This is a genomic window from Arthrobacter mangrovi, from assembly GCF_026011795.1.
Lineage (GTDB): Bacteria > Actinomycetota > Actinomycetes > Actinomycetales > Micrococcaceae > Crystallibacter > Crystallibacter mangrovi.
On the sequence record NZ_BRVS01000005.1, the window covers coordinates 388498 to 407874 of the forward strand.

Below are 19377 nucleotides of genomic sequence, written 5' to 3' on the forward strand. Positions count from 1 at the left end.
GATACGGCGGACCCAACCGGTGCTTGACCAAGGAGGAGGCCGGATGGCCAGCCTGATCTATTCCGCCACTATGTCGCTGGACGGCTACATCGCGGACGGGAACGGCAGCATCGACTGGACCGCTCCGGATGAGGAGGTGCACGCGTTCGTCAACGACATCGAGCGTACGGTGGGAACCTACCTGCTGGGCCGGCGCATGCACGAGGTTCTGTCCGTATGGGACACACTGGCTGCGGACCCGGGGCTGGAAGAGGTGGAGCGGGATTTCGCGAAGCAGTGGCTGGAGAAGGACAAGATCGTCTACTCCTCCACGCTGGCGTCCGTGGCGACATCACGGACGCGGCTGGAGCGGGAGTTCAGGCCGGAGATTGTTCGGCAGCTGAAGGAATCCGCAGACCGGGACCTTTCGATCGGCGGACCCGCCCTGGCCGCGCACGCCTTCGCGGCGGGGCTGGTGGACGAGTGCATCTTCTTCGTCGCGCCGATAGCGGTCGGCGGCGGCACGCCTGGGCTGCCCGCCGGCCAGCGGCTGTCCCTCGACTTGCTGGACGAACGCCGCTTCACCAACGGCACGGTCTACCTGCGCTACGCGGTGCGCCCCTGACCCTAACCTCCGGCGCCACTCCGCGGCCGGGCTTTCGTTTCGTGCAGACAATGCCCTGCACGGACAGTAAGCTTGCTTATGTTGTCGGCGAGCAGGGCCGGCACATCCGACGTCCACCGGAGGGAGAACACATGGGCCAGCCGGCACAGCAACAGGAAGTTCCGGGCGAGCAGTCGAAAATGACCCCGGTCCCCGACTGCGGCGAGCACAGCTATCGTGGCACGGGCAGGCTGAAGGGCAAAGCGGCCGTCATCACCGGCGGTGACAGCGGCATCGGCCGGGCAGTAGCCATCGCTTTCGCCCGTGAGGGCGCCGATGTCCTCATTTCCTACCTCAACGAAGACGAGGACGCCCGGGACACGGCTGGCCTCGTTGAGCAGGCCGGCCAGCGGGCCGTGCTGGTCCGCGGCGACCTGGATACGGCCGAGCAGTGCCGCAAGGTCATCGATACCGCCGTGGACGAGTTCGGCAAAATCGACATTCTGGTCAGCAACGCCGCCTACCAGATGACCCACCAGTCGCTGGACGAGATCAGCGACGAAGAATGGGACTACACCTTCAAAGTCAACATCGGGGCCATGTTCCATCTGGTCAAAGCCGCGGTGCCGCACATGGCTCCGGGATCATCGATCATCGGCAGTTCTTCGGTGAATTCGGACATGCCCAATCCGACTCTGGCGCCGTATGCCGCCACCAAGGCGGCGATCGCCAACTTCTCCGCCAGCCTGGCCCAAATGCTCGGCGACAAGGGCATCAGGGTCAACAGCGTGGCCCCCGGTCCGATCTGGACGCCGCTGATCCCCTCCACCATGCCGCCGGAGAAGGTCGAATCGTTCGGGCAGGATACGCCGTTGGGGCGCGCGGGCCAGCCCGCGGAACTGGCACCAACATACGTCCTGCTCGCCTCCGATGACGGAAGCTACATCTCCGGGGCGCGCATCGCGGTCACCGGCGGGCGGCCCATCCTTTGACACATCCCGCTTGCGGATCCGGCTCCACCGGCAGGCCTGGGCGGCCGCTACAAACTGCAGGGCCTGATCGGCCGGGGTGGATCGGCGTCCGTGTACCGGGGCGTCGACGAGGTGCTGGGCCGGGCGGTCGCGGTGAAGGTGTTCAAGCCCGATGCCGGCCACGAGGACGAGCTGCGCCGGCAGCAGGCCGAAGTCCGCCTGCTGGCTACGTTCAATCATCCCGGCCTCATCGCCGTTTACGACGCCGGCACGGAAGCCACTCCCGCGGGCGGGTCCTGCTCTTTTGTTGTCATGGAGCTGGCACAGGGTTCCGACCTGCAGCACCGCCTGAGGCAGGGCCGGCTGCCACCCGGGGATGTAGCAAGGATCGGTGCAGACCTGTCAGGCGCGCTGCGCTACGTCCATGAACGGGGCGTGATCCACCGCGACCTGAAGCCGGGCAACGTCATGCTCAGCTACGACGAAGACACCGGCGAGGCAAAGGCCAAGCTCACGGACTTCGGCATCGCGCGGGTGATCGCCGGTACCCGGCTTACCGCAACGGGGAAAACCGTGGGCACCGCGACGTATCTCAGCCCCGAACAGGCCAAGGGCGAGGCGCTGGGGACCTCCAGCGACATCTACTCCTTGGGGCTCGTCCTGCTCGAGTGCCTGACCGGCCAGGTCGAGTTCCCCGGAACTCCGGTCGAGTCCGCAGTCGCCAGGCTGCAGCGCGCCGGTGATCCCGCCTGCATTGCCTGCGGCTTGGCGGGAGCTGCTCTCCGGCATGACTGCCATGGATCCTGCCGCCAGACCGGACGCGGCCGAAGTCGAAGCGGTCCTGGCACCGATGCGGGGCCAAGACGAGCTGCCCGTCCCGGCCGGGATCGAACCGCATCGCCCCACCGTCCCGCTGTCCGCGCGAAAACCGAACCGGCGCGCACGTTCCCGGCTCCGCGGCACGCACGTTTTCTGGCTGGCCGCTGTGCTGCTCCTGCTCGCCGGTGCGGCCGCAGCAATCCTGGTGGTCTCGGCAGGCGGGTCCCCGGCGCCGGCTGTCCCGGAGCCGTCCCCCTCCCTGACCGGAACCTTGGAAGACCACATGCGTGAACTGGAACGGAACCTCGTCCCGTGAAAACCATCCGACGCCGCGGCCGGGCCGCCGCTTGCCTGGCTGCGCTTACCCTCTCGGCGGTAACCGCCTGCTCGGCGCCGCCTGCTCTGACCGACGCAGCGGCCATCACCTTGCAGGAGCAGGCAGCCGTGGTTCGTGCCGCGGCCGCGTCCGGGGACTACCGGAAAGCCACGGAGGAGCTGGACGGCCTTGCCGATGCGCTTTCCCGGGCCGCCGGCCAAGGAGACGTCTCGTTCTCCCGCTACCAGGCCATCGACGCTGCCATCACGCAGCTGGGCGAGGACCTTCATGCAGAGCGGGCGGCTGCGTCCCCGGCATCGCCCGCGCCGTCACCCGGGGACGAGCCGGCCGGCCCGGAAACGGAGGCTGCGGTGGACGAGAGTCCCTCCGCGCCCCCGCCCTCCGTCCCGGCGCCCGCCCCGATTGCTCCGGCGCCCGTCCCGCAGGACAGCACTGCGGACCCCGGAACAGCAGAGAAGCCAGGCGCCGGCCCCGGAAAGGGCAACAGCAGCGGGTCCGCGGGCAACGGCAATGCGCCCGCCACCGGCAACGGGGAAAACAACGGCAAAGGCCAGGGACATGGAAAGGGCACGAACCCGGGCAAAGACTAGGTTCATCCGCCCCTAGCGGGACATCACCCTTGGATCGCCGGAGGCACTACCAGCACCCGGTGCTGCCCCTCGCAGCGGTATACCGCCAACGTGCCTTCCGGCACCGGGCCTTCCGCCTCCCATTGGCTGTCGTCGAGTGCCTGCAGGGCCTGGCCGCACTGCGGACAAACGGACGTGCCGCTTGTTCCAAGAGTCATGATGCTCCTTCGATGAGTCAGGACAGCTGGCCCCAACTTACCGGCTCCAACTTGGAGTGCACAGGTGCGGGCCGCCATCAGACCTGTGGGCGGCCCGCTCCAAGGGCTATTTCTCGGCGATCGCCATCGCCGTCGCGAGGTCGCCGTCGTGGCTCATGGACAGGTGCCAGTACTTCACGCCCTTGGCTTCGGACGCCGCCGCGACGGTACCGGTGAATTCGGGGTACGGGTCTCCCCCGCCGTCGACCCGGATGGTGCAGTCCTGCCAGTTCATGCCCACCGGTGCACCGATGGCCTTGGCGATCGCCTCCTTGGCCGCGAAGCGCGCGGCCAAGGAGCGTGTGTTGAGCTTCCGCTCCTCCGGCGTGAACAGGCGGTCCCGCAGTCCGGGCGTGCGCTCCAGCTGCGCCCGGAAGCGGGACACCTCGACGACGTCGACGCCGATCCCGACGATCATTGCTTCGCTTACTCGACGGTGACGGACTTGGCGAGGTTGCGCGGCTGGTCGACGTCGTAGCCCTTGGCGGTGGCCAGTTCGCAGGCGAAAATCTGCAGCGGCACCGTGGCCAGCAGCGGCGCGAGCAGGGTCGGCGTCTCCGGGATGTAGAAGACGTGCTCGGCGTAGGCCTTGACCGCCTCGTCGCCCTGTTCGGCGATCACGATGGTGTTGGCGCCGCGGGCCCGGATCTCCTGGATGTTGGAGACGACCTTGGAGTGCAGCGAGTGCCGGCCGCGCGGGGACGGCACGACGACGAACACCGGCTGGCCCTCTTCGATCAGCGCGATCGGGCCGTGCTTAAGCTCGCCGGCGGCGAAGCCCTCGGCGTGGATGTAGGCGAGCTCCTTGAGCTTCAGCGCGCCTTCCATCGCGACCGGGAAGCCGACGTGGCGGCCCAGGAACAGCACCGACTTGGTCTCGGCCATCTCGCGGGCGAGCTTCTTGATCTGGTCCGCGTTGTCCAGCACGGACTGGATCTTCGCCGGGATCGCGCCCAGGTCGGAGAGGATGTCGCGGATCTCGCCCTGGAACTTGATGCCGCGCAGCTGCGCCAGGTACAGGCCCAGCAGGTAGGCGGCGGTGATCTGCGCCAGGAACGCCTTGGTGGAGGCGACGGCGATTTCCGGGCCGGCGTGCGTGTAGAGCACGGCGTCGGATTCACGCGGGATGGTGGAGCCGTTGGTGTTGCAGATCGCCAGCGTCTTGGCGCCCTGCTCCTTCGCGTAGCGCACGGCCATCAGGGTGTCCATGGTCTCGCCGGACTGCGAGATGGACACGATCAGGGTGTTCGCGTCCACGATCGGGTCCCGGTAGCGGAACTCGTGGCTCAGCTCGACCTCGGTCGGGATCCGGACCCAGTGCTCGATCGCGTACTTGGCCACCTGCCCGGCGTAGGCGGAGGTGCCGCAGGCCAGGACGATGATCTTGTTGACGTTCTTCAGCAGCTCCGGGTCGATCCGGATCTCGTCCAGCGTCAGCCGGCCGGCCGCGTCCGCGCGGCCCAGCAGCGTATCGCCGACGGCGGCGGGCTGGTCGTTGATCTCCTTCTCCATGAAGGAGGGGTAGCCGCCCTTTTCCGCGGCAGCCGCGTCCCAGTTGACCTCGAACTCGGTGCCCTGCGCCGGATTGCCGTGGAAGTCGGTGATCTCGAAGCTGTCCGGGGTGATCGAGACGATCTGGTCCTGGCCCAGTTCCACCGCGCGGCGGGTGAAGTCGATGAACCCGGAGACGTCCGAGCCCAGGAAGTTCTCGTTCTCGCCCAGGCCGACCACGAGCGGGGAGTTGCGGCGGGCGGCGACGACGACGTCCGGCTGCTCGCGGTGGATGGCCAGCAGCGTGAACGCACCCTCCAGCTTCTGGCAGGCCAGCTGCATCGCCTTGGCCAGCGACGGCTCGCCCTTGGCGGCGAGCGCGCGGTAGATGTCGCCCAGCAGCACCGCGGCAACCTCGGTGTCCGTCTCCGAGCGGAAGGTGTGGCCCTTGGCCGTCAGCGACGCCTTGATCTCGGCGAAATTCTCGATGATGCCGTTGTGGATCACGGCCAGCTGGTCATCGTCGGCCAGGTGCGGGTGCGCGTTCTGGTCCGTCGGCCCGCCGTGCGTGGCCCAGCGGGTGTGGCCGATGCCGGTCAGCGACTGCGGCAGCGGCCGCGCCTCGAGCTCCTCGATGAGGTTGCTCAGCTTGCCGGACTTCTTGCGGGACTCGATGCCGCCGTCCGCGATAACCGCCACGCCGGCAGAGTCATAGCCGCGGTACTCCAGGCGGCGCAGCCCCTCCAGCACCACGTCCAGGGCGCCGTGGCTGTCAATACCGGGGGCCAGATCCGAGCCGCCATCAGCGACCAGAACGTCGCGGCGGCCTACATAACCTACGATTCCACACATGGCACCAAGCCTACCTGCTGCCGCCGCCACCCACGCGGGAGGCCCGCGCGCAGGGGCGCCGCGCCGCCGTCGCCGTTTTGGGTAATGCCCGGGCCAGCAGGCACAATTCTTAGGTGATTGATGACGCACCGAAGGCAGCGCCGTCGAACGGTGAGAGCAACGTCACACCCTTCGTCGAGCTGGACCGCCAGACTTGGTCGCGCCTCTCGAACGAGATCGAGCAGCCGCTGAACCACGACGACGTCGAACGGCTCCGCGGCCTCGGCGAACAGCTGGACATGAACGAGGTCCGCGAGGTCTACCTGCCGCTGTCCCGGCTGCTCAACCTCTATGTCGGCGCCGCCGGAGAGCTGCACAAGGCCACCACCACCTTCCTCGGCGAGCAGACCCGCCGCGTGCCCTTCGTCATCGGCGTCGCCGGCTCGGTGGCGGTCGGCAAATCCACCACCGCCCGCGTGCTGCGCGAGATGCTGCGCCGCTGGGAAGGCACGCCGAACGTGGAGCTGGTGACCACCGACGGCTTCCTCTACCCGAACGAGGAACTCCTCCGCCGCGGCCTCATGGAGCGCAAGGGCTTCCCCGAGTCCTACAACCGCCGCGCGCTGCTCCGTTTCGTCAGCGAGGTCAAGTCCGGCGCCGAGGAAGTCCGCGCGCCGTACTACTCGCACCTGACCTACAACATCGTGCCCGGCAGGGAGATCGTGGTCCGCCGGCCGGACGTGCTGATCGTCGAGGGCCTGAACGTGCTGCAGCCGGCGCGGCCCCGCGCGGACGGCCGGTCCGGCCTGGCCCTGAGCGACTTCTTCGACTTCTCCATCTACGTTGACGCGAAGACCTCCTACATCGAAGAGTGGTATGTGACGCGTTTCCAGAAACTGCGCAGCTCCGCGTTCGCCGACCCCGAGTCCTACTTCCACCGCTATGCCTCGCTCACGGACGAGGAGGCGCGCGAGACCGCGCTGGGCATCTGGCACCGGATCAACGAGCCGAACCTCGAGCAGAACGTGCTGCCCACCCGCGGCCGGGCGCAGCTGGTGCTGACCAAAGACGCGGACCATTCGGTCCGCCGGATGCTGCTGCGGAAGACCTGAGATGAATGCTGCCAAGCCTGTCCTCCTCGCCGCCCTGCTCGGACTGGCCGGCCTGATGGCGGGCTGCACGCCCGCCGAGCCGCCTTCCCCGGGCGGAAGTACGACGGCGGTGTCCCCCGGCGGCACAGCCTCGCCTTCGTCCCCGGCCAGGGAATCCCCCTCGCAGGGAACAGGGTCCGCAACCACCACCTCGGAGCCGGCGGAGACCTCCGCTCCGGCAACGACCAAGGGACCGGAGACCGAAGAACCCCGGGCACAGGGCGGGCACGACGACCCGGCGCGCATCGACGTCGTCGTTAATAAACAGCGCCCGCTGCAGCCGCGGGACTACTTCCCCGCCGACCTGGCGACTCCCGCGCTCACCGCGGGCCCGGGCGGGGACGGCACCCAGCTGCGGGCCGCCGCGGCCGAAGCCGCCGAGCGGATGTTCGCCGCCGCGGCCGCCGACGGCGCCCCGATGACCGTGCTCAGCGGCTTCCGCTCCTACGAAACCCAGGTCTCGACCTACCAGCACTGGGTCGACGTCAACGGGAAGGCCGGGGCTGACCGCGTCTCGGCCCGGCCCGGCTTCTCCGAGCACCAGACCGGCCTGTCCCTGGACATCGGCGACTCCTCCGGCTCCTGCCGCCTCGAGGCCTGCTTCGCTGACACCCCGGCCGGCGCCTGGGCGGCACGGAACGCGCACCGCTTCGGCTTCGTGGTCCGCTACCAGCCCGGCCAGGAGTCCGTTACCGGCTACTCCCCCGAGCCGTGGCACCTGCGCTACATCGGGACCAGGGACGCCGGCGCAATGTTCGGCAGCGGCACGAAGGCGCTCGAAACCTACTACGGACTGCCCCCCGCGCCGGATTACCGCTGAACTGTTCACGGCCCGTTTGCCGTGTTTCTGTCCCGGCCGGTAGGCGCCGCGTGTAGATTGAGCGCCATGCTCAAGGGATTCAGAGATTTCATCATGAAGGGCAACGTCATCGACCTTGCCACCGCCGTCATCATCGGCACGGCCTTCAGCGCCGTCGTCAATGCTCTGGTGAAAAACGTCCTGATGCCGTTCATCGCCGGCCTTGTCGGCTCCCCCAACTTCGACGACTTCGCGGTCTGGAACTTCAACGGCAACCTCGTGCAGTTCGGCGTCCTGCTGACCGCCATCGTCAATTTCCTGCTGATTGCCGCCGCGGTCTACTTCATCATCATCGTTCCGATGAACCACATCATCGAGCGCCGCAACCGCCTGCTGGGCATCACCCCGGAAGCCGAGACCGTGGATCCGCAGATCGCGCTGCTGACCGAAATCCGCGACTCCCTGCGCACCCGCCAGTAGCCGGCGGCAGCCAACCTCCTCAACGTCCGGAGGCCCTCCCGAAGCACGGGAGGGCCTCCAATTGTCTAGCCGCCCATGGTTTCCGGCCCGGCTAGAGCTCCCGCTCCCGGCGCGGCGTTCCGCCGGTCGGCGTCCCCGCGCCGGGAGCGCCCGCCCCGGTGGCCCCCGTCTCGGCGGCGTCCGTCGCGGCCGAACCGACGACGGCCTCTTCCCGCGGCGCAACGTAGCCGTGGTCCTCGTTCATCGTGGTCTCGTCGAACGGGTCCTGACCGGAGAGCACGCGCTCGGCCTGGTCCTTGTCGAACTCGTGGGTCCATTGGCCGATCAGCACCGTCGCGACGGCGTTGCCGGTGAAGTTGGTCAGCGCCCGGGCCTCCGACATGAAGCGGTCGATGCCGACGATCAGCCCGACGCCCTCGACCAGGTCCGGCCGGTGCGACTGCAGGCCCGCCGCCAGCGTTGCCAGGCCCGCGCCGCTGACGCCGGCGGCTCCCTTGGACGCGATGATCATGAACACCAGCAGCGAGATCTGCTCCCCGAGGGACAGCGGCTTGCCCATCGCCTCGGCCACGAACAGCGCCGCCATCGTCAGGTAGATGGCCGTGCCGTCCAGGTTGAAGGAGTAGCCGGTGGGGACGGTAATGCCGACCACGGAGCGGTCCACGCCAATGTGGTCCATCTTGGCGATCAGCCGCGGCAGGGCCGCCTCGGACGACGAGGTCGAGACGATCAGCAGGTACTCGCGGGCCAGGTAGCGCATCAGCCGGAAGATATTCAGGCCCGCGACGAGCTTCAGGATCGGCCCCAGGACCAGGACGATGAAGAGAATGCAGGTGATATAGAAGGCCACCATCAGGGTGCCCAGGCTGACGATCGCCTGGAAGCCGGTTTCGCCGACCACCGCGGCGATCGCTCCGAACGCGCCGATCGGAGCCAGCCACATGATCATGATCAGGATCCTGAAGACCAGCGCCTGGATGTAGCTGACCGCCTGCAGGATCGGCACGCCGGTCCGCCCCATCTTCTGCAGCGCGAACCCCACGAGCAGCGCGATGAACAGCGTCTGCAGGATGTTGCCCTCGGTCAGTGCGGAGAGCATCGACGTCGGAATGATCCCCAGGACGAAGTCGACGGTGCCGGCCTCCCCCTCGGCCTCCGGGGCCTCGACGCTCCCGCTGGAGATGTTCAGGCCCTCGCCCGGCTGGATGATGTTGCCCACCACCAGCCCGATGGCCAGCGCGAAGGTGGACATGACCAGGAAGTAGCCGAGCGCCAGGCCGCCGACCTTGCCGACCGTCGCCGCCTTGGCGATGGAACCGACGCCGAGCACGATGGTGCAGAAGATGATCGGCGCGATCATCATCTTGATCAGCGCGATGAACCCGGTACCCAGCGGTTTGAGCGCCACGGCGACCTCCGGCGCCACGAAACCGAGGATGGCGCCGAGGACCACCGCGACGATCACGGCGATGTACAGAAAGTGCGTGCGGTCCTTTTTCTTGGCGGGCGCCCCGGCCGGTGCGGTCTGTTCCGGGGGAAGCTGGTGCGAGGAAGACATTGCAGACTCCTTTGTCAGAACTGGTCCTGCCTGCTCCTCCAAATGTCCCACCGGGGACGGGCCAGCACCATAGAAGTTCCCGATTCTGTGTCCTCTGCGCCTGTCTGGCACGGCGCCGCGCGGGTAGAATGGGCCGCATCACCAGGGGCCCGCCTCGGTGACTCCTGGTCCGATCCGGACGGAGATCCCCGTGCACCCCCAACCAGCCCCTCGTTCCGCATTGCGCCCGCCCCTCGGCCGTACCGCCGCAGGCCTGCTGGGTGCAGCCGCGCTCCTCGTATCAGCCGGTTCCGCGCCGGCCTTTTCCACTAGCGACGACGACCGCTCCGAGGTCATCAAGCTCCCCGGGGCGTCCTCGGCCGAAGGCATCGCCGCCGACGACGACGGCGCGTTCTACGCCGGCGACCTGTTCAAAGGCGACATCTTCCTCGGCGACCTCGATGAAGGAACCGCGGAGCAGTTCATCGACGCGCCCGCCGGCAGGATGGCGCTCGGCATGGACCTCGACACCCGCAGCGGCACCCTCGCCGTGGCTGGCGGGGCCGCCGGGGACGCCTACTTCTACGACGTCGACGACGGCGACACGACCGCGACCGTGGCCCTCACCAAGGACGCCAACGCCTTCATCAACGACGTCATCTTCACCGGCGGCGGCGCGTGGTTCACCAACTCGGTCAAGGGCGAGCTGTACTTCGTCCCCGTGGACAGCGACGGCGACGTCGGGGAGGTCGAAACCCTCGCCCTGAGCGGGCCCGCCGCAAAAATCACCGGCGACTTCAACCTCAACGGCATCGCCGCCACCGACGACGATGACACCCTGATCGTCGCCCACACCGCCAACAAGGCCGTCTACACCGTGGACACCGACGACGGCGAAAGCCAGGTCATCGCGGGCGTCAAGGTTCCGTACGTGGACGGCATCGAACTGGACGGCCGGAACCTCTGGACCGTGCAGAACTTCGACAACAAGATCACCCGCTGGCGCCTCGACTCCGACCTCGAGAGCGGCAAGCTCAGGGACACCATCACCGACAAGGCCTTCCAGGTCCCGACCACGGCCGCCCTCGTCGGCGACCAGCTGCTGGCCGTCAACGCCAAGTTCGATACCGGCATCCCGCCCAAGGCCAAGGAGTTCGAAGTGGTCGTCGTCGACGCCTACGGCAACGACTAGCCAGGAAAGCGCCGGTCAGCCGGCCGCGGTCTCGGCGGCCGGCGCTTTGAGGGCGAGGTGCCGCTTGACGGCGTCGGCGAGGCGTTCCGCGACGGCCTGGGCGGTGTCCATGTCCGCGGCTTCGACCATCACGCGGACTACGGGCTCGGTGCCGGAGGGGCGCAGCAGCACGCGGCCGGTCTCGCCGAGCTCGCGGGATGCTTCCTCGACGGCGAGCTGCAGGTCGACGTTAGTCTTCACTGCGGCCTTGTCCACGCCCTTGACGTTGATCAGCACCTGCGGCAGCCGGTTCATCGCCTTGGCCAGCTCCGAGAGCGGCCGGCCGGTCTTGGCGATCTGCGCGGCCAGCTGCAGGCCGGTCAGGACGCCGTCGCCGGTGGTGGCGTGGTCGGAGAAGATCACGTGGCCGGACTGCTCCCCGCCCAACGAGTAGCCGTTGGCGCGCATGCTCTCAAGCACGTAGCGGTCCCCCACCGCGGTCTCTTCGATCCGGATCCCGGCCTCGCGCAGCGCGAGCTTCATGCCCAGGTTGCTCATCACGGTCGCGACCAGCACGTTGTCCTTGAGCTTGCCCGCGTCCTTCAGGGCCAGGGCGAGGATGGTCATGATCTGGTCGCCGTCGACCACCGTGCCCTGCTCGTCCACGGCCAGGCAGCGGTCCGCGTCGCCGTCGTGCGCGATGCCAAGGTTCGCGCCGTGCTTGACCACGGCCTCCTGCAGCTTCTCCAGGTGGGTCGAGCCCACGCCGTCGTTGATGTTCAGCCCGTCCGGCTCCGCGCCGATCACGACGACCTGCGCGCCCGCGTCCGCGAACACCTGCGGCGAACACCCGCTGGCCGCACCGTGCGCGCAGTCCAGCACGATCTTCAGCCCGTCCAGGCGGGCCGGCAGGGTCTGCAGCAGATGCACGATGTAGCGGTCCTCGGCGTCGGAGAAACGCTGGATCCGGCCGACCTCCGCACCGGTCGGACGGCGGCGCTCGGCCTTCATCTCCGCCTCGATCGCATCCTCCACCTCGTCCGGCAGCTTGTGGCCGCCGCGCGCGAAGAACTTGATCCCGTTATCCGGCGCCGGGTTGTGCGACGCGGAGATCATCACGCCGAAATCCGCGCCCAGATCCGCCACCAGATAGGCCGCGGCCGGCGTCGGCAGCACGCCGGCGTCGAACACGTCCACCCCGGCACTGGCCAGGCCGGCCGACACCGCCGCGCTGATGAACTCGCCGCTGGCCCGCGGGTCCCGCGCCACCACGGCCACCGGCCGCCTGCCCGCAGGAACCTGCTCGTGGCCCAGCACCACCGCAGCAGCCTGGGAAACCTCCATGGACAGCTCGGCGGTAATCAAACCATTGGCCAAACCGCGGACACCATCGGTACCAAATAATCTAGACATCGCTAGCCATTTTACGGGAGCACGGGCTCGGAAACTGACATGTCCCCTGCCGCCGCGGCGTTTGCACGCTCCAATCCGCACCAGCACGGGACAGTGGTTTGCTACACATAAGGACGCCGCCGCCGTCGTTCGCATCCTGCTGCATGCGGGCGTTCCCCGCCGACCGCCGTCGTCGTTCTCCCCTGCGGGTTGACCGTGTTTACCGCTGACCCGCCGTCGTTTCCCTGTTAAAGCGGAACACCCCGCCCGGTGGAAATCCACGGGACGGGGTGCCGCTGCAGTCCGGGACGGGCCCGGCGAAGCAGGTTTAGCGCTTCGAGTACTGCGGAGCCTTGCGGGCCTTCTTGAGACCGGCCTTCTTACGCTCGATGATGCGGGCGTCGCGGGTCAGGAAGCCGGCCTTCTTCAGGGTCGGACGGTTGTTCTCCCGGTCGATCTCGTTCAGCGCACGGGCAACACCCAGGCGCAGCGCACCGGCCTGGCCGGAGGGGCCGCCGCCGTGGATGCGGGCGATGACGTCGTAAGCGCCTTCCAGTTCCAGGATCTTGAACGGATCGTTCACTTCCTGCTGGTGCAGCTTGTTCGGGAAGTAGTTGGCCAGCTCGCGGTCGTTGATGGTCCACTTGCCCGAACCCGGGACAACGCGGACGCGGGCAACGGCTTCCTTGCGGCGGCCGACGGCGGAGCCGGCCACGGTCAGGGCCGGGCGCTCCTTGGCAACGGTCTCGGTAGCGGGAGCGCTCTCCGAGGTGTAGCTGGTGAGGTTCTCGCCCTCGTTGTTCAGCTCTTCAGTATTCTGAGCCACGGTTCTCCTTGAATAAATTCTTTAGCTAGGTGGCCAGGACTACTGGGCGACCTGGGTGATTTCGAAGGACTTCGGCTGCTGGGCACCGTGCGGGTGCTCGGGGCCTGCGTAGACCTTCAGCTTCGACAGCTGCTGGGCAGCCAGGGAGTTCTTCGGCAGCATGCCCTTGATGGCCTTCTCAACTGCGCGCACCGGGTTCTTTTCCAGCAGCTCGGCGTAGTTGACGGAGGACAGGCCACCCGGGTAACCGGAGTGGCGGTAGGCACGCTTCTGTTCGAGCTTGGCGCCGGTCAGGGCAACCTTCTCAGCGTTGATGATGATGACGAAATCGCCCATGTCCATGTGAGGAGCAAAGGTCGGCTTGTGCTTTCCGCGCAGCAGTGTTGCGGTCTGGCTGGCAAGACGACCCAGGACAACGTCGGTGGCGTCAATGACGTGCCACTGGCGGTTGATATCGCCGGGCTTCGGAGTGTACGTACGCACGGTTTTGGCCTTCGTTTCTTGTTTGCAAGTAGCGGCGCGCCCAAACGGGCACGCACACAAGTTCTCTCATGCGCTACCGGAATCTCAGGTGAGGACTGAAATGTAACCAGTGGTCCAGAGGGCCCCGGCCACGTCCGCGGATCAGGTAGCCCTGCAACTGGGCAAACGCGCGAACATGGACGCATCGAGGTTGGACACGCACAACAGCTACCAAGGATATCGTGCAGCCCTATCTGAGGTCAAAGGGAAGGCCGCTACCTGCCCGACCGGCCGGCCAGGTAGCGCCAGCGCGTTCTCCGCATCGATCGAGACACGCCGAAAGTCACGAGTGCACATAACGGTTTGATAACAACGGTTAAATCGGCTTGGTTAAACCTTGTACTTTCCCCTTACTATGGATTTCGGTTTGGGGGCCATATTCAACTCCTTCGAGACTTCCCTCTCGAAATAGTTGGGGGCATTTCTGCGGTATCTCCCTGCCATCAGTAATGAATCCGTGTAATGACTTCCCGGTCATTCTCACTTCAGGAGTTGAATCCAATGCTCGGACTGTACTTGAACGCGCGCAATTTCGTCACCACCCGCCTCGCCCGCGAAGAAAAGGGCGCCACCGCCGTCGAATACGGCTTGGTCGTAGGACTGATCGCGGTTGTGATTGTCGTTGCAGTTGGTTTTTTGGGCACGGAAATCAAGGACATGTTCAACGAAGCCGCGTGCGGCATTCAGAACAAGACCTACACGGCCGCCACCACTACCGCCGCAGCCAGCTGCACTCCATAATCTGATGACTAGGTGGAGGTGTCCTGATGCCTCTAGATACCTCCACCTTCACATTGGAACGAACAAGTCGGACTCCAGGCTCTACATGGCCATTCCAAGCAATGAACGCGGGGCAGCTGTCGTTGAATTCGCGTTACTCGTCCCCGTCCTACTCGCTCTCTTGATCGGCATCATGGAATTTGGCCGCGGCTACAACGCTCAAATTACGTTAACCGAGGCTGCCCGGGAGGGAGCCCGTGTTATGGCGATCGAGAATGATGCTGTGCTTGCTAAGACTGCTTCATTACGGTCCGCTCCGTCACTTGATCCTGCTCTAATGACGTTCGATGTTTCTTCGCATGATTCGATCACAACTGCGGCTCCGGTGAAGGATAAGTGCGTGCCTGAACATCGAGTCACTTTCAAGATCACATACGAGTTGAACACGATTACTGGGTTGTTCGGGCCCATCGACCTCGTATCACAGGGAGTCATGCGATGCGGCGGTTGACGAACTTGGAGAGCGAACGGGGTGCAACCGCGGTTCTAACTGGGCTCCTTCTGGTCGCGCTGTTGGGATTCGTGGCGATAGCAGTTGATATTGGTCGGCTTTCTGCGGAGAAGGCCCAATTACAGAATGCCGCTGATGCCGCGGCGCTTTCGTTGGCAAAGTCTTGTGCAGACAATCCTGCAGGCGCCACGTGCACCGCCCCGAATTCACACGCGATGACCTTGGCTGAGCTCAACGTGAACGACGGAACTGCTCGAATTCTAGAAGCAGACACCTCGATAAAGAATCGCGTAAAAGTAACTGTTGGGACGCTAGATTCAGCTGGTCAGGACTCTCTTCCTTACCTGGTGGCGCCAATTCTAGGGCTGACAGGAACCGACGTAAACGCCTCCGCAGCAGTCGCTACAGGTGGCATATCAGCGGGACCAGCAGCTTTTCCTCTGGCATTCTCGGAGTGCCAGTTCACCCTCAGCGGCGCTTTGCAACTTATAGCGAGCAAGGGTGTGCCCATGCCCGGATGTACTTCAAGTAGCGGAAACCTGATTCCTGGCGGCTTTGGCTACCTAAAATCATCAGATCCTGCTGAGTGCGACGTCTACACACAAATTTCAGCGACCGCTGGGATGCCAAGCGACACGGGAAACGATGAGCCGTCCGTATGCAAGGCACTGCTTGAATCCTGGATGACGACCCTCCAGCAGCCGGGCGGCGAAGTGGTGGTCCTGTTGCCAGTGTTCAACAAGACCGAAGGAACCGGCACCAGCGGAAAATATTTCATTCGGGGATTTGCCGCTTTCAGCGTCAAGGGTTGGAAGTTCAGTGGCGGGACATGGAATTCTTCTCAGCCGATGAAGGACCCATATGTCTACAGGAATGCAGAGTTCGCTGGGCAGATATGTAGCGGCGACTGCCGAGGGATCATCGGAAAGTTTATTCGATTCGCATCACTCGATGAAGATTTCAAGCTGGGAGGGACTGGCGATCTCGGTGCCAGCCTGATCTATTTCACCGAGTAACAAATCTGGAATTGGGGACGGAATGAAGTCGCGTCTAGTGGCTGGCGTTGCTGCCGCGGTACTAGCAGTTGTCGGAGTACTGCTGATATTTACATATGTTGGCAACGCCGATACTCGAGCCATGGCAGATCTGGAACCTGCTTCTGTCCTGGTCGTGAAGACTGCAGTACCGGCCGGCACCCCCGTTGAGGCTCTCAGCGCTTCAGTGACAGAAACAAATCTCCCTGCCTCGGCAATTGCCCCCAGTGCCATCAGTGACCTGACCGAGAGCGCTGGGAAGGTTACTGCCGTCGATCTGGTCCCCGGTGAGCAACTACTAAACGAACGCCTCGTTGCTCCCGAAGACGTCCAAGCGGCCGGAGCGGTCGATGTTCCGAAAGGGCTGCAGGAAGTCTCCTTTCAATTGGAACCGCAGCGTGTTGTAGGAGGTCGTCTCGTGGCTGGCGAGCATGTGGGCGTCTATATCTCTATGGATAAGGGCGGTATCGAGGGAAGCCCAGATAAGGAAACGACGCAGCTAGTAGTCCGAAAAGCTCTTTTGACGGCCATCCAGCGGGCGCCCCAGCCGGTGACTGAGGAGGGCGAGACAGACGCTCAGGCGTTGCCGGAGGGGTCGATGCTGGTCACTGTTGCAGTCGACGACAAAGCCGGGCAAAAGATTGTCTTCGCCGCAGAGTTCGCCAAGATCTGGCTGAGCAAGGAGCCGGAAGACGCGAAAGAAAGCAAGCCGGAAGTGGTCCAGCGTTCAGAGGTCTATCGATGAGCCGTTTCATCTTCATCGGCTCGGACAAGGCGTTCGAGGAGAAGCTGCGCCTCGCCGTAGCCGGCGGATTGCCGGGAGAGCTCACGACCTTCACGCCGGATGCAGCGGCGATGCAACCGAGGGAATTGCTGTCATTCGTAAGCGGCGATCGCCCGGAGGTCCTGATTCTAGGGCCAGGACTTGCTGTCGATGATGCTTTGCGACTGGCAACTGTGTTCGATGTCCAGTTTCCGGAGATCAGCACCGTTCTCGTGGCTGACGGCAACCCGGATCTGATTCTTCAGGCGATGCGCTCGGGAATCCGTGACCTGCTCAGCCCGGTGGCTGACATTCCCTCGATTCGCGTCTTGCTGGAAAGGGCATGCCAGGTATTCGCGAGCCGCTTTCGGCTCGAACAACCGGGCTCGGTGCAGCCGCGTGAGCAAGGAATGATCATCGGCGTCATCTCCCCGAAGGGCGGCGTCGGCAAGACTACGATTGCCACGAATGTCGCGGTGGGATTGGGCAAGATGGCGCCGATGAACGTGGTGCTCGTTGACCTCGATCTCCAGTTCGGCGATGTTGCCTCCAGCCTGTACCTGAATCCGGAGCACACCATTCTCGATGCTGTCTCGAACCCCGCGAGCCAGGACTCAATGGTGCTTAAGGCGTTCCTGACCGTTCATCCCGCCAACATCTATGCGTTGTGCGCGCCGATGGATCCGGTTGCAGCCGACTTCGTCTCCGCCAATCAGGTGACCCACCTCCTGCAGCAGTTGACCGCGCAGTTCCGTTACGTCGTCGTCGACACCGGACCCGGGCTGACCGAGCACACGCTTGCCGCTCTGGAACATTGCACGGACGCGATTTGGGTGGCAGGCATGGATGTCTCGAGCGTCCGCAGCCTGCGCATGGGCACTGATGTGCTCCGCAAGCTGGAGCTGCTGCCGGAGCACCGGCACGTCGTGTTGAACTTTGCGGACACTAAATCCGGGCTGGCAGTCCAGGACGTCGAAGCGAGCCTGAATGCTCCGGTCGACATCGCGATCCCCCGCTCGAAGGCGCTGAGCTACGCATCGAATCGCGGTGTTCCGCTGTTGCAGGAGGACATCAAGGACCCTGCCACCAAGGGCTTGAAGTCTCTCGTGGAACGCTTTGATCCGGCCTGGCGGGAGAAGCGCCGGAGCCTTCACCGAAGGGCGGTGCTCCAATGAAGCTCTCTGAACGGCTAGGCGCGCTGACGCAAGCCCCGTCGGAGGCAGTGTCTGTGCCTGCGACGGTTCCTGCCCTCGTCCCGTCCGTTCCCGCTAGGCCCAAGCCCGCTCCGGTTGCTGCCGCCGACGCAGTGGTTGCGCCGGTGGACGCTTTGGCCGGCCTCAAACAACGCGCGGCAACGGCTTTGTTCGACCGCATGGGTGCCAGGATCAGCGATACGTCGATGACCGAAGAGGACCTGCGGGCTATGGCACGGGAAGAACTCGGCCAAATCATCGACGAAGAACAGGTACCGCTATCCGCCGAAGAGCGCCGGCGTCTCATTCGGGACGTCGCCGACGACGTTATGGGCTACGGGCCGCTGCAGCGTTTCCTCGATGACGAGAGCGTCACCGAAATCATGGTGAACCGGATGGACCAGATCTACGTCGAGCGGAAGGGGCACGTCACTCTCACTGATGCGCGCTTCGGCTCGGAGGAACATCTGCGCAAGGTCATCGAACGGATTGTGTCCAAGGTGGGACGCCGGATCGACGAGTCGTCGCCGCTCGTGGACGCCCGGCTCGAGGACGGGTCGCGCGTAAACGCGGTCATCCCCCCTTTGGCCGTCAATGGCTCGTCGCTTACGATCCGTAAATTCAGCAAGGTGCCTCTAACGGTGCAGAACCTGATCAATTTCGGGACGATGACACCCGAGATGGCCGAGCTGCTCGATGCCTGCGTCAAGGCCAAGCTCAACATTATTGTCTCCGGCGGCACTGGCACGGGTAAGACTACACTGCTGAATGTGCTGTCGTCCTTCCTCCCGGAGTCGGATCGCATTGTAACCATCGAGGATGCAGTAGAACTGCAGCTCCAGCAGCAGCACATCGTGCGACTGGAAAGCCGGCCGCCGAATACCGAGGGCAAGGGCGCAGTGACAATCCGCGATCTGCTCCGGAATTCCCTGCGTATGCGACCCGACCGCATCGTGGTGGGCGAGGTCCGCGGCGGAGAGTCACTCGACATGCTGCAGGCCATGAATACCGGCCATGACGGTTCGCTCTCGACCGTGCACGCCAACTCGCCGCGTGACGCCGTGGCACGTCTGGAGACGCTGGTGCTGATGGCGGGGATGGACCTTCCGCTCCGCGCCATCCGCGAGCAGATTGCCTCCGCGGTCGACCTGATCATCCAGATCGCCCGGCTGCGCGACGGCACGCGCCGGATCACCCATGTCACCGAGGTCCAGGGTATGGAGGGCGACGTGGTCACGCTCCAGGATGCGTTCGTCTTCGACTACTCGGCGGGCGTTGGGCCCGATGGCCTCTTCCTCGGCCGGCCGGTACCGACGGGCATCCGGCCCCGTTTCATCGAGCGTTTCGAAGACATGGGAATTACGGTCTCCCCCGCTGTTTTTGGCCAGCAGTCACGCTTGGGTGGGCGGCACTAGCCATG

21 protein-coding genes are annotated in these 19377 nt (G+C 65.2%); 14 read left to right on the top strand and 7 right to left on the bottom strand.

From position 1 onward, the window contains the following. Positions 1-43 precede the first annotated feature (43 nt). The 4 genes from AHIS1636_RS07785 (at position 44) to AHIS1636_RS07800 (ending at position 3300) form a co-directional block, all read left to right on the top strand. Entirely contained in the window at positions 44-604 is a 561-nt protein-coding gene (locus tag AHIS1636_RS07785; protein ID WP_264795240.1) for a dihydrofolate reductase family protein, read from the top strand. 131 nt (positions 605-735) lie between these two features. Then, complete coding sequence (locus AHIS1636_RS07790; RefSeq protein WP_264795241.1) at positions 736-1575, top strand: SDR family oxidoreductase; 840 nt, start codon at positions 736-738, stop codon at positions 1573-1575. A 90-nt stretch (positions 1576-1665) separates the two neighbouring features. Next, on the top strand, positions 1666-2664 hold the full coding sequence (locus AHIS1636_RS07795) for a serine/threonine-protein kinase (RefSeq protein ID WP_264795242.1): 999 nt from the start codon (positions 1666-1668) through the stop codon (positions 2662-2664). Between the two features lie 21 nt (positions 2665-2685). After that, complete coding sequence (locus tag AHIS1636_RS07800) at positions 2686-3300, top strand: hypothetical protein (RefSeq protein ID WP_264795243.1); 615 nt, start codon at positions 2686-2688, stop codon at positions 3298-3300. A 23-nt stretch (positions 3301-3323) separates the two neighbouring features. Here AHIS1636_RS07800 and AHIS1636_RS07805 read toward each other — a convergent pair whose 3' ends face one another. From AHIS1636_RS07805 to glmS, 3 genes are all read right to left on the bottom strand, one after another. Beyond that, positions 3324-3497 carry a hypothetical protein gene (locus AHIS1636_RS07805; RefSeq protein WP_264795244.1) on the bottom strand — a complete coding sequence of 58 codons (174 nt, stop codon included), beginning with the start codon at positions 3495-3497 and terminating at the stop codon, positions 3324-3326. Positions 3498-3603: 106 nt separating this feature from the next. After that, positions 3604-3954: a holo-ACP synthase gene (locus tag AHIS1636_RS07810; protein ID WP_264795245.1), complete on the bottom strand. Its 351-nt coding sequence runs from the start codon at positions 3952-3954 to the stop codon at positions 3604-3606. Between the two features lie 8 nt (positions 3955-3962). Then, entirely contained in the window at positions 3963-5879 is a 1917-nt protein-coding gene (glmS, locus tag AHIS1636_RS07815; protein ID WP_264795246.1) for a glutamine--fructose-6-phosphate transaminase (isomerizing), read from the bottom strand. Positions 5880-5992: 113 nt separating this feature from the next. On the opposite strand from glmS, the gene coaA reads away from it, so the two are divergent. The 3 genes from coaA (at position 5993) to mscL (ending at position 8288) form a co-directional block, all read left to right on the top strand. After that, complete coding sequence (gene coaA / locus AHIS1636_RS07820; protein WP_373875800.1) at positions 5993-6970, top strand: type I pantothenate kinase; 978 nt, start codon at positions 5993-5995, stop codon at positions 6968-6970. A gap of 1 nt (position 6971) precedes the next feature. Next, a complete protein-coding gene (locus AHIS1636_RS07825; protein WP_264795247.1) occupies positions 6972-7829 on the top strand; it encodes a M15 family metallopeptidase in 858 nt (285 codons plus the stop codon). A 66-nt stretch (positions 7830-7895) separates the two neighbouring features. Further along, the gene (mscL, locus tag AHIS1636_RS07830) at positions 7896-8288 is read left to right on the top strand and encodes a large conductance mechanosensitive channel protein MscL (RefSeq protein ID WP_264795248.1); all 393 of its coding nucleotides are present in this window, start codon (positions 7896-7898) and stop codon (positions 8286-8288) included. Positions 8289-8379: 91 nt separating this feature from the next. Here mscL and AHIS1636_RS07835 read toward each other — a convergent pair whose 3' ends face one another. Further along, on the bottom strand, positions 8380-9846 hold the full coding sequence (locus AHIS1636_RS07835; protein ID WP_264795249.1) for a cation:dicarboxylate symporter family transporter: 1467 nt from the start codon (positions 9844-9846) through the stop codon (positions 8380-8382). 190 nt (positions 9847-10036) lie between these two features. Between AHIS1636_RS07835 and AHIS1636_RS07840 the strand changes: the two genes are divergently transcribed. Continuing rightward, entirely contained in the window at positions 10037-11017 is a 981-nt protein-coding gene (locus AHIS1636_RS07840; protein WP_264795250.1) for an SMP-30/gluconolactonase/LRE family protein, read from the top strand. A 15-nt stretch (positions 11018-11032) separates the two neighbouring features. Here the strand turns inward: AHIS1636_RS07840 and glmM are convergent, their stop codons facing one another. From glmM to rplM, 3 genes are all read right to left on the bottom strand, one after another. Next, entirely contained in the window at positions 11033-12409 is a 1377-nt protein-coding gene (gene glmM, locus AHIS1636_RS07845; RefSeq protein ID WP_264795251.1) for a phosphoglucosamine mutase, read from the bottom strand. Between the two features lie 307 nt (positions 12410-12716). Beyond that, the gene (rpsI, locus tag AHIS1636_RS07850) at positions 12717-13214 is read right to left on the bottom strand and encodes a 30S ribosomal protein S9 (protein WP_264795252.1); all 498 of its coding nucleotides are present in this window, start codon (positions 13212-13214) and stop codon (positions 12717-12719) included. 39 nt (positions 13215-13253) lie between these two features. Continuing rightward, complete coding sequence (gene rplM, locus AHIS1636_RS07855; protein ID WP_264795253.1) at positions 13254-13697, bottom strand: 50S ribosomal protein L13; 444 nt, start codon at positions 13695-13697, stop codon at positions 13254-13256. Between the two features lie 540 nt (positions 13698-14237). Here rplM and AHIS1636_RS07860 point away from each other — a divergent pair. The 6 genes from AHIS1636_RS07860 (at position 14238) to AHIS1636_RS07885 (ending at position 19372) form a co-directional block, all read left to right on the top strand. Beyond that, the gene (locus tag AHIS1636_RS07860) at positions 14238-14477 is read left to right on the top strand and encodes a Flp family type IVb pilin (protein ID WP_264795254.1); all 240 of its coding nucleotides are present in this window, start codon (positions 14238-14240) and stop codon (positions 14475-14477) included. Between the two features lie 85 nt (positions 14478-14562). Beyond that, the gene (locus AHIS1636_RS07865) at positions 14563-14967 is read left to right on the top strand and encodes a TadE/TadG family type IV pilus assembly protein (RefSeq protein ID WP_264795255.1); all 405 of its coding nucleotides are present in this window, start codon (positions 14563-14565) and stop codon (positions 14965-14967) included. Next, complete coding sequence (locus tag AHIS1636_RS07870; RefSeq protein WP_264795256.1) at positions 14955-15983, top strand: pilus assembly protein TadG-related protein; 1029 nt, start codon at positions 14955-14957, stop codon at positions 15981-15983. Before AHIS1636_RS07865 ends, AHIS1636_RS07870 begins: the two co-directional genes overlap by 13 nt. Positions 15984-16104: 121 nt before the next feature. Beyond that, a complete protein-coding gene (gene cpaB / locus AHIS1636_RS07875; RefSeq protein ID WP_264795257.1) occupies positions 16105-16746 on the top strand; it encodes a Flp pilus assembly protein CpaB in 642 nt (213 codons plus the stop codon). Then, complete coding sequence (locus AHIS1636_RS07880) at positions 16743-17939, top strand: CpaE/TadZ family protein (RefSeq protein ID WP_264795258.1); 1197 nt, start codon at positions 16743-16745, stop codon at positions 17937-17939. The genes cpaB and AHIS1636_RS07880 overlap by 4 nt, the downstream gene beginning before the upstream one ends. Continuing rightward, positions 17936-19372 carry a TadA family conjugal transfer-associated ATPase gene (locus AHIS1636_RS07885; protein WP_264795259.1) on the top strand — a complete coding sequence of 479 codons (1437 nt, stop codon included), beginning with the start codon at positions 17936-17938 and terminating at the stop codon, positions 19370-19372. The genes AHIS1636_RS07880 and AHIS1636_RS07885 overlap by 4 nt, the downstream gene beginning before the upstream one ends. Positions 19373-19377 lie beyond the last annotated feature (5 nt).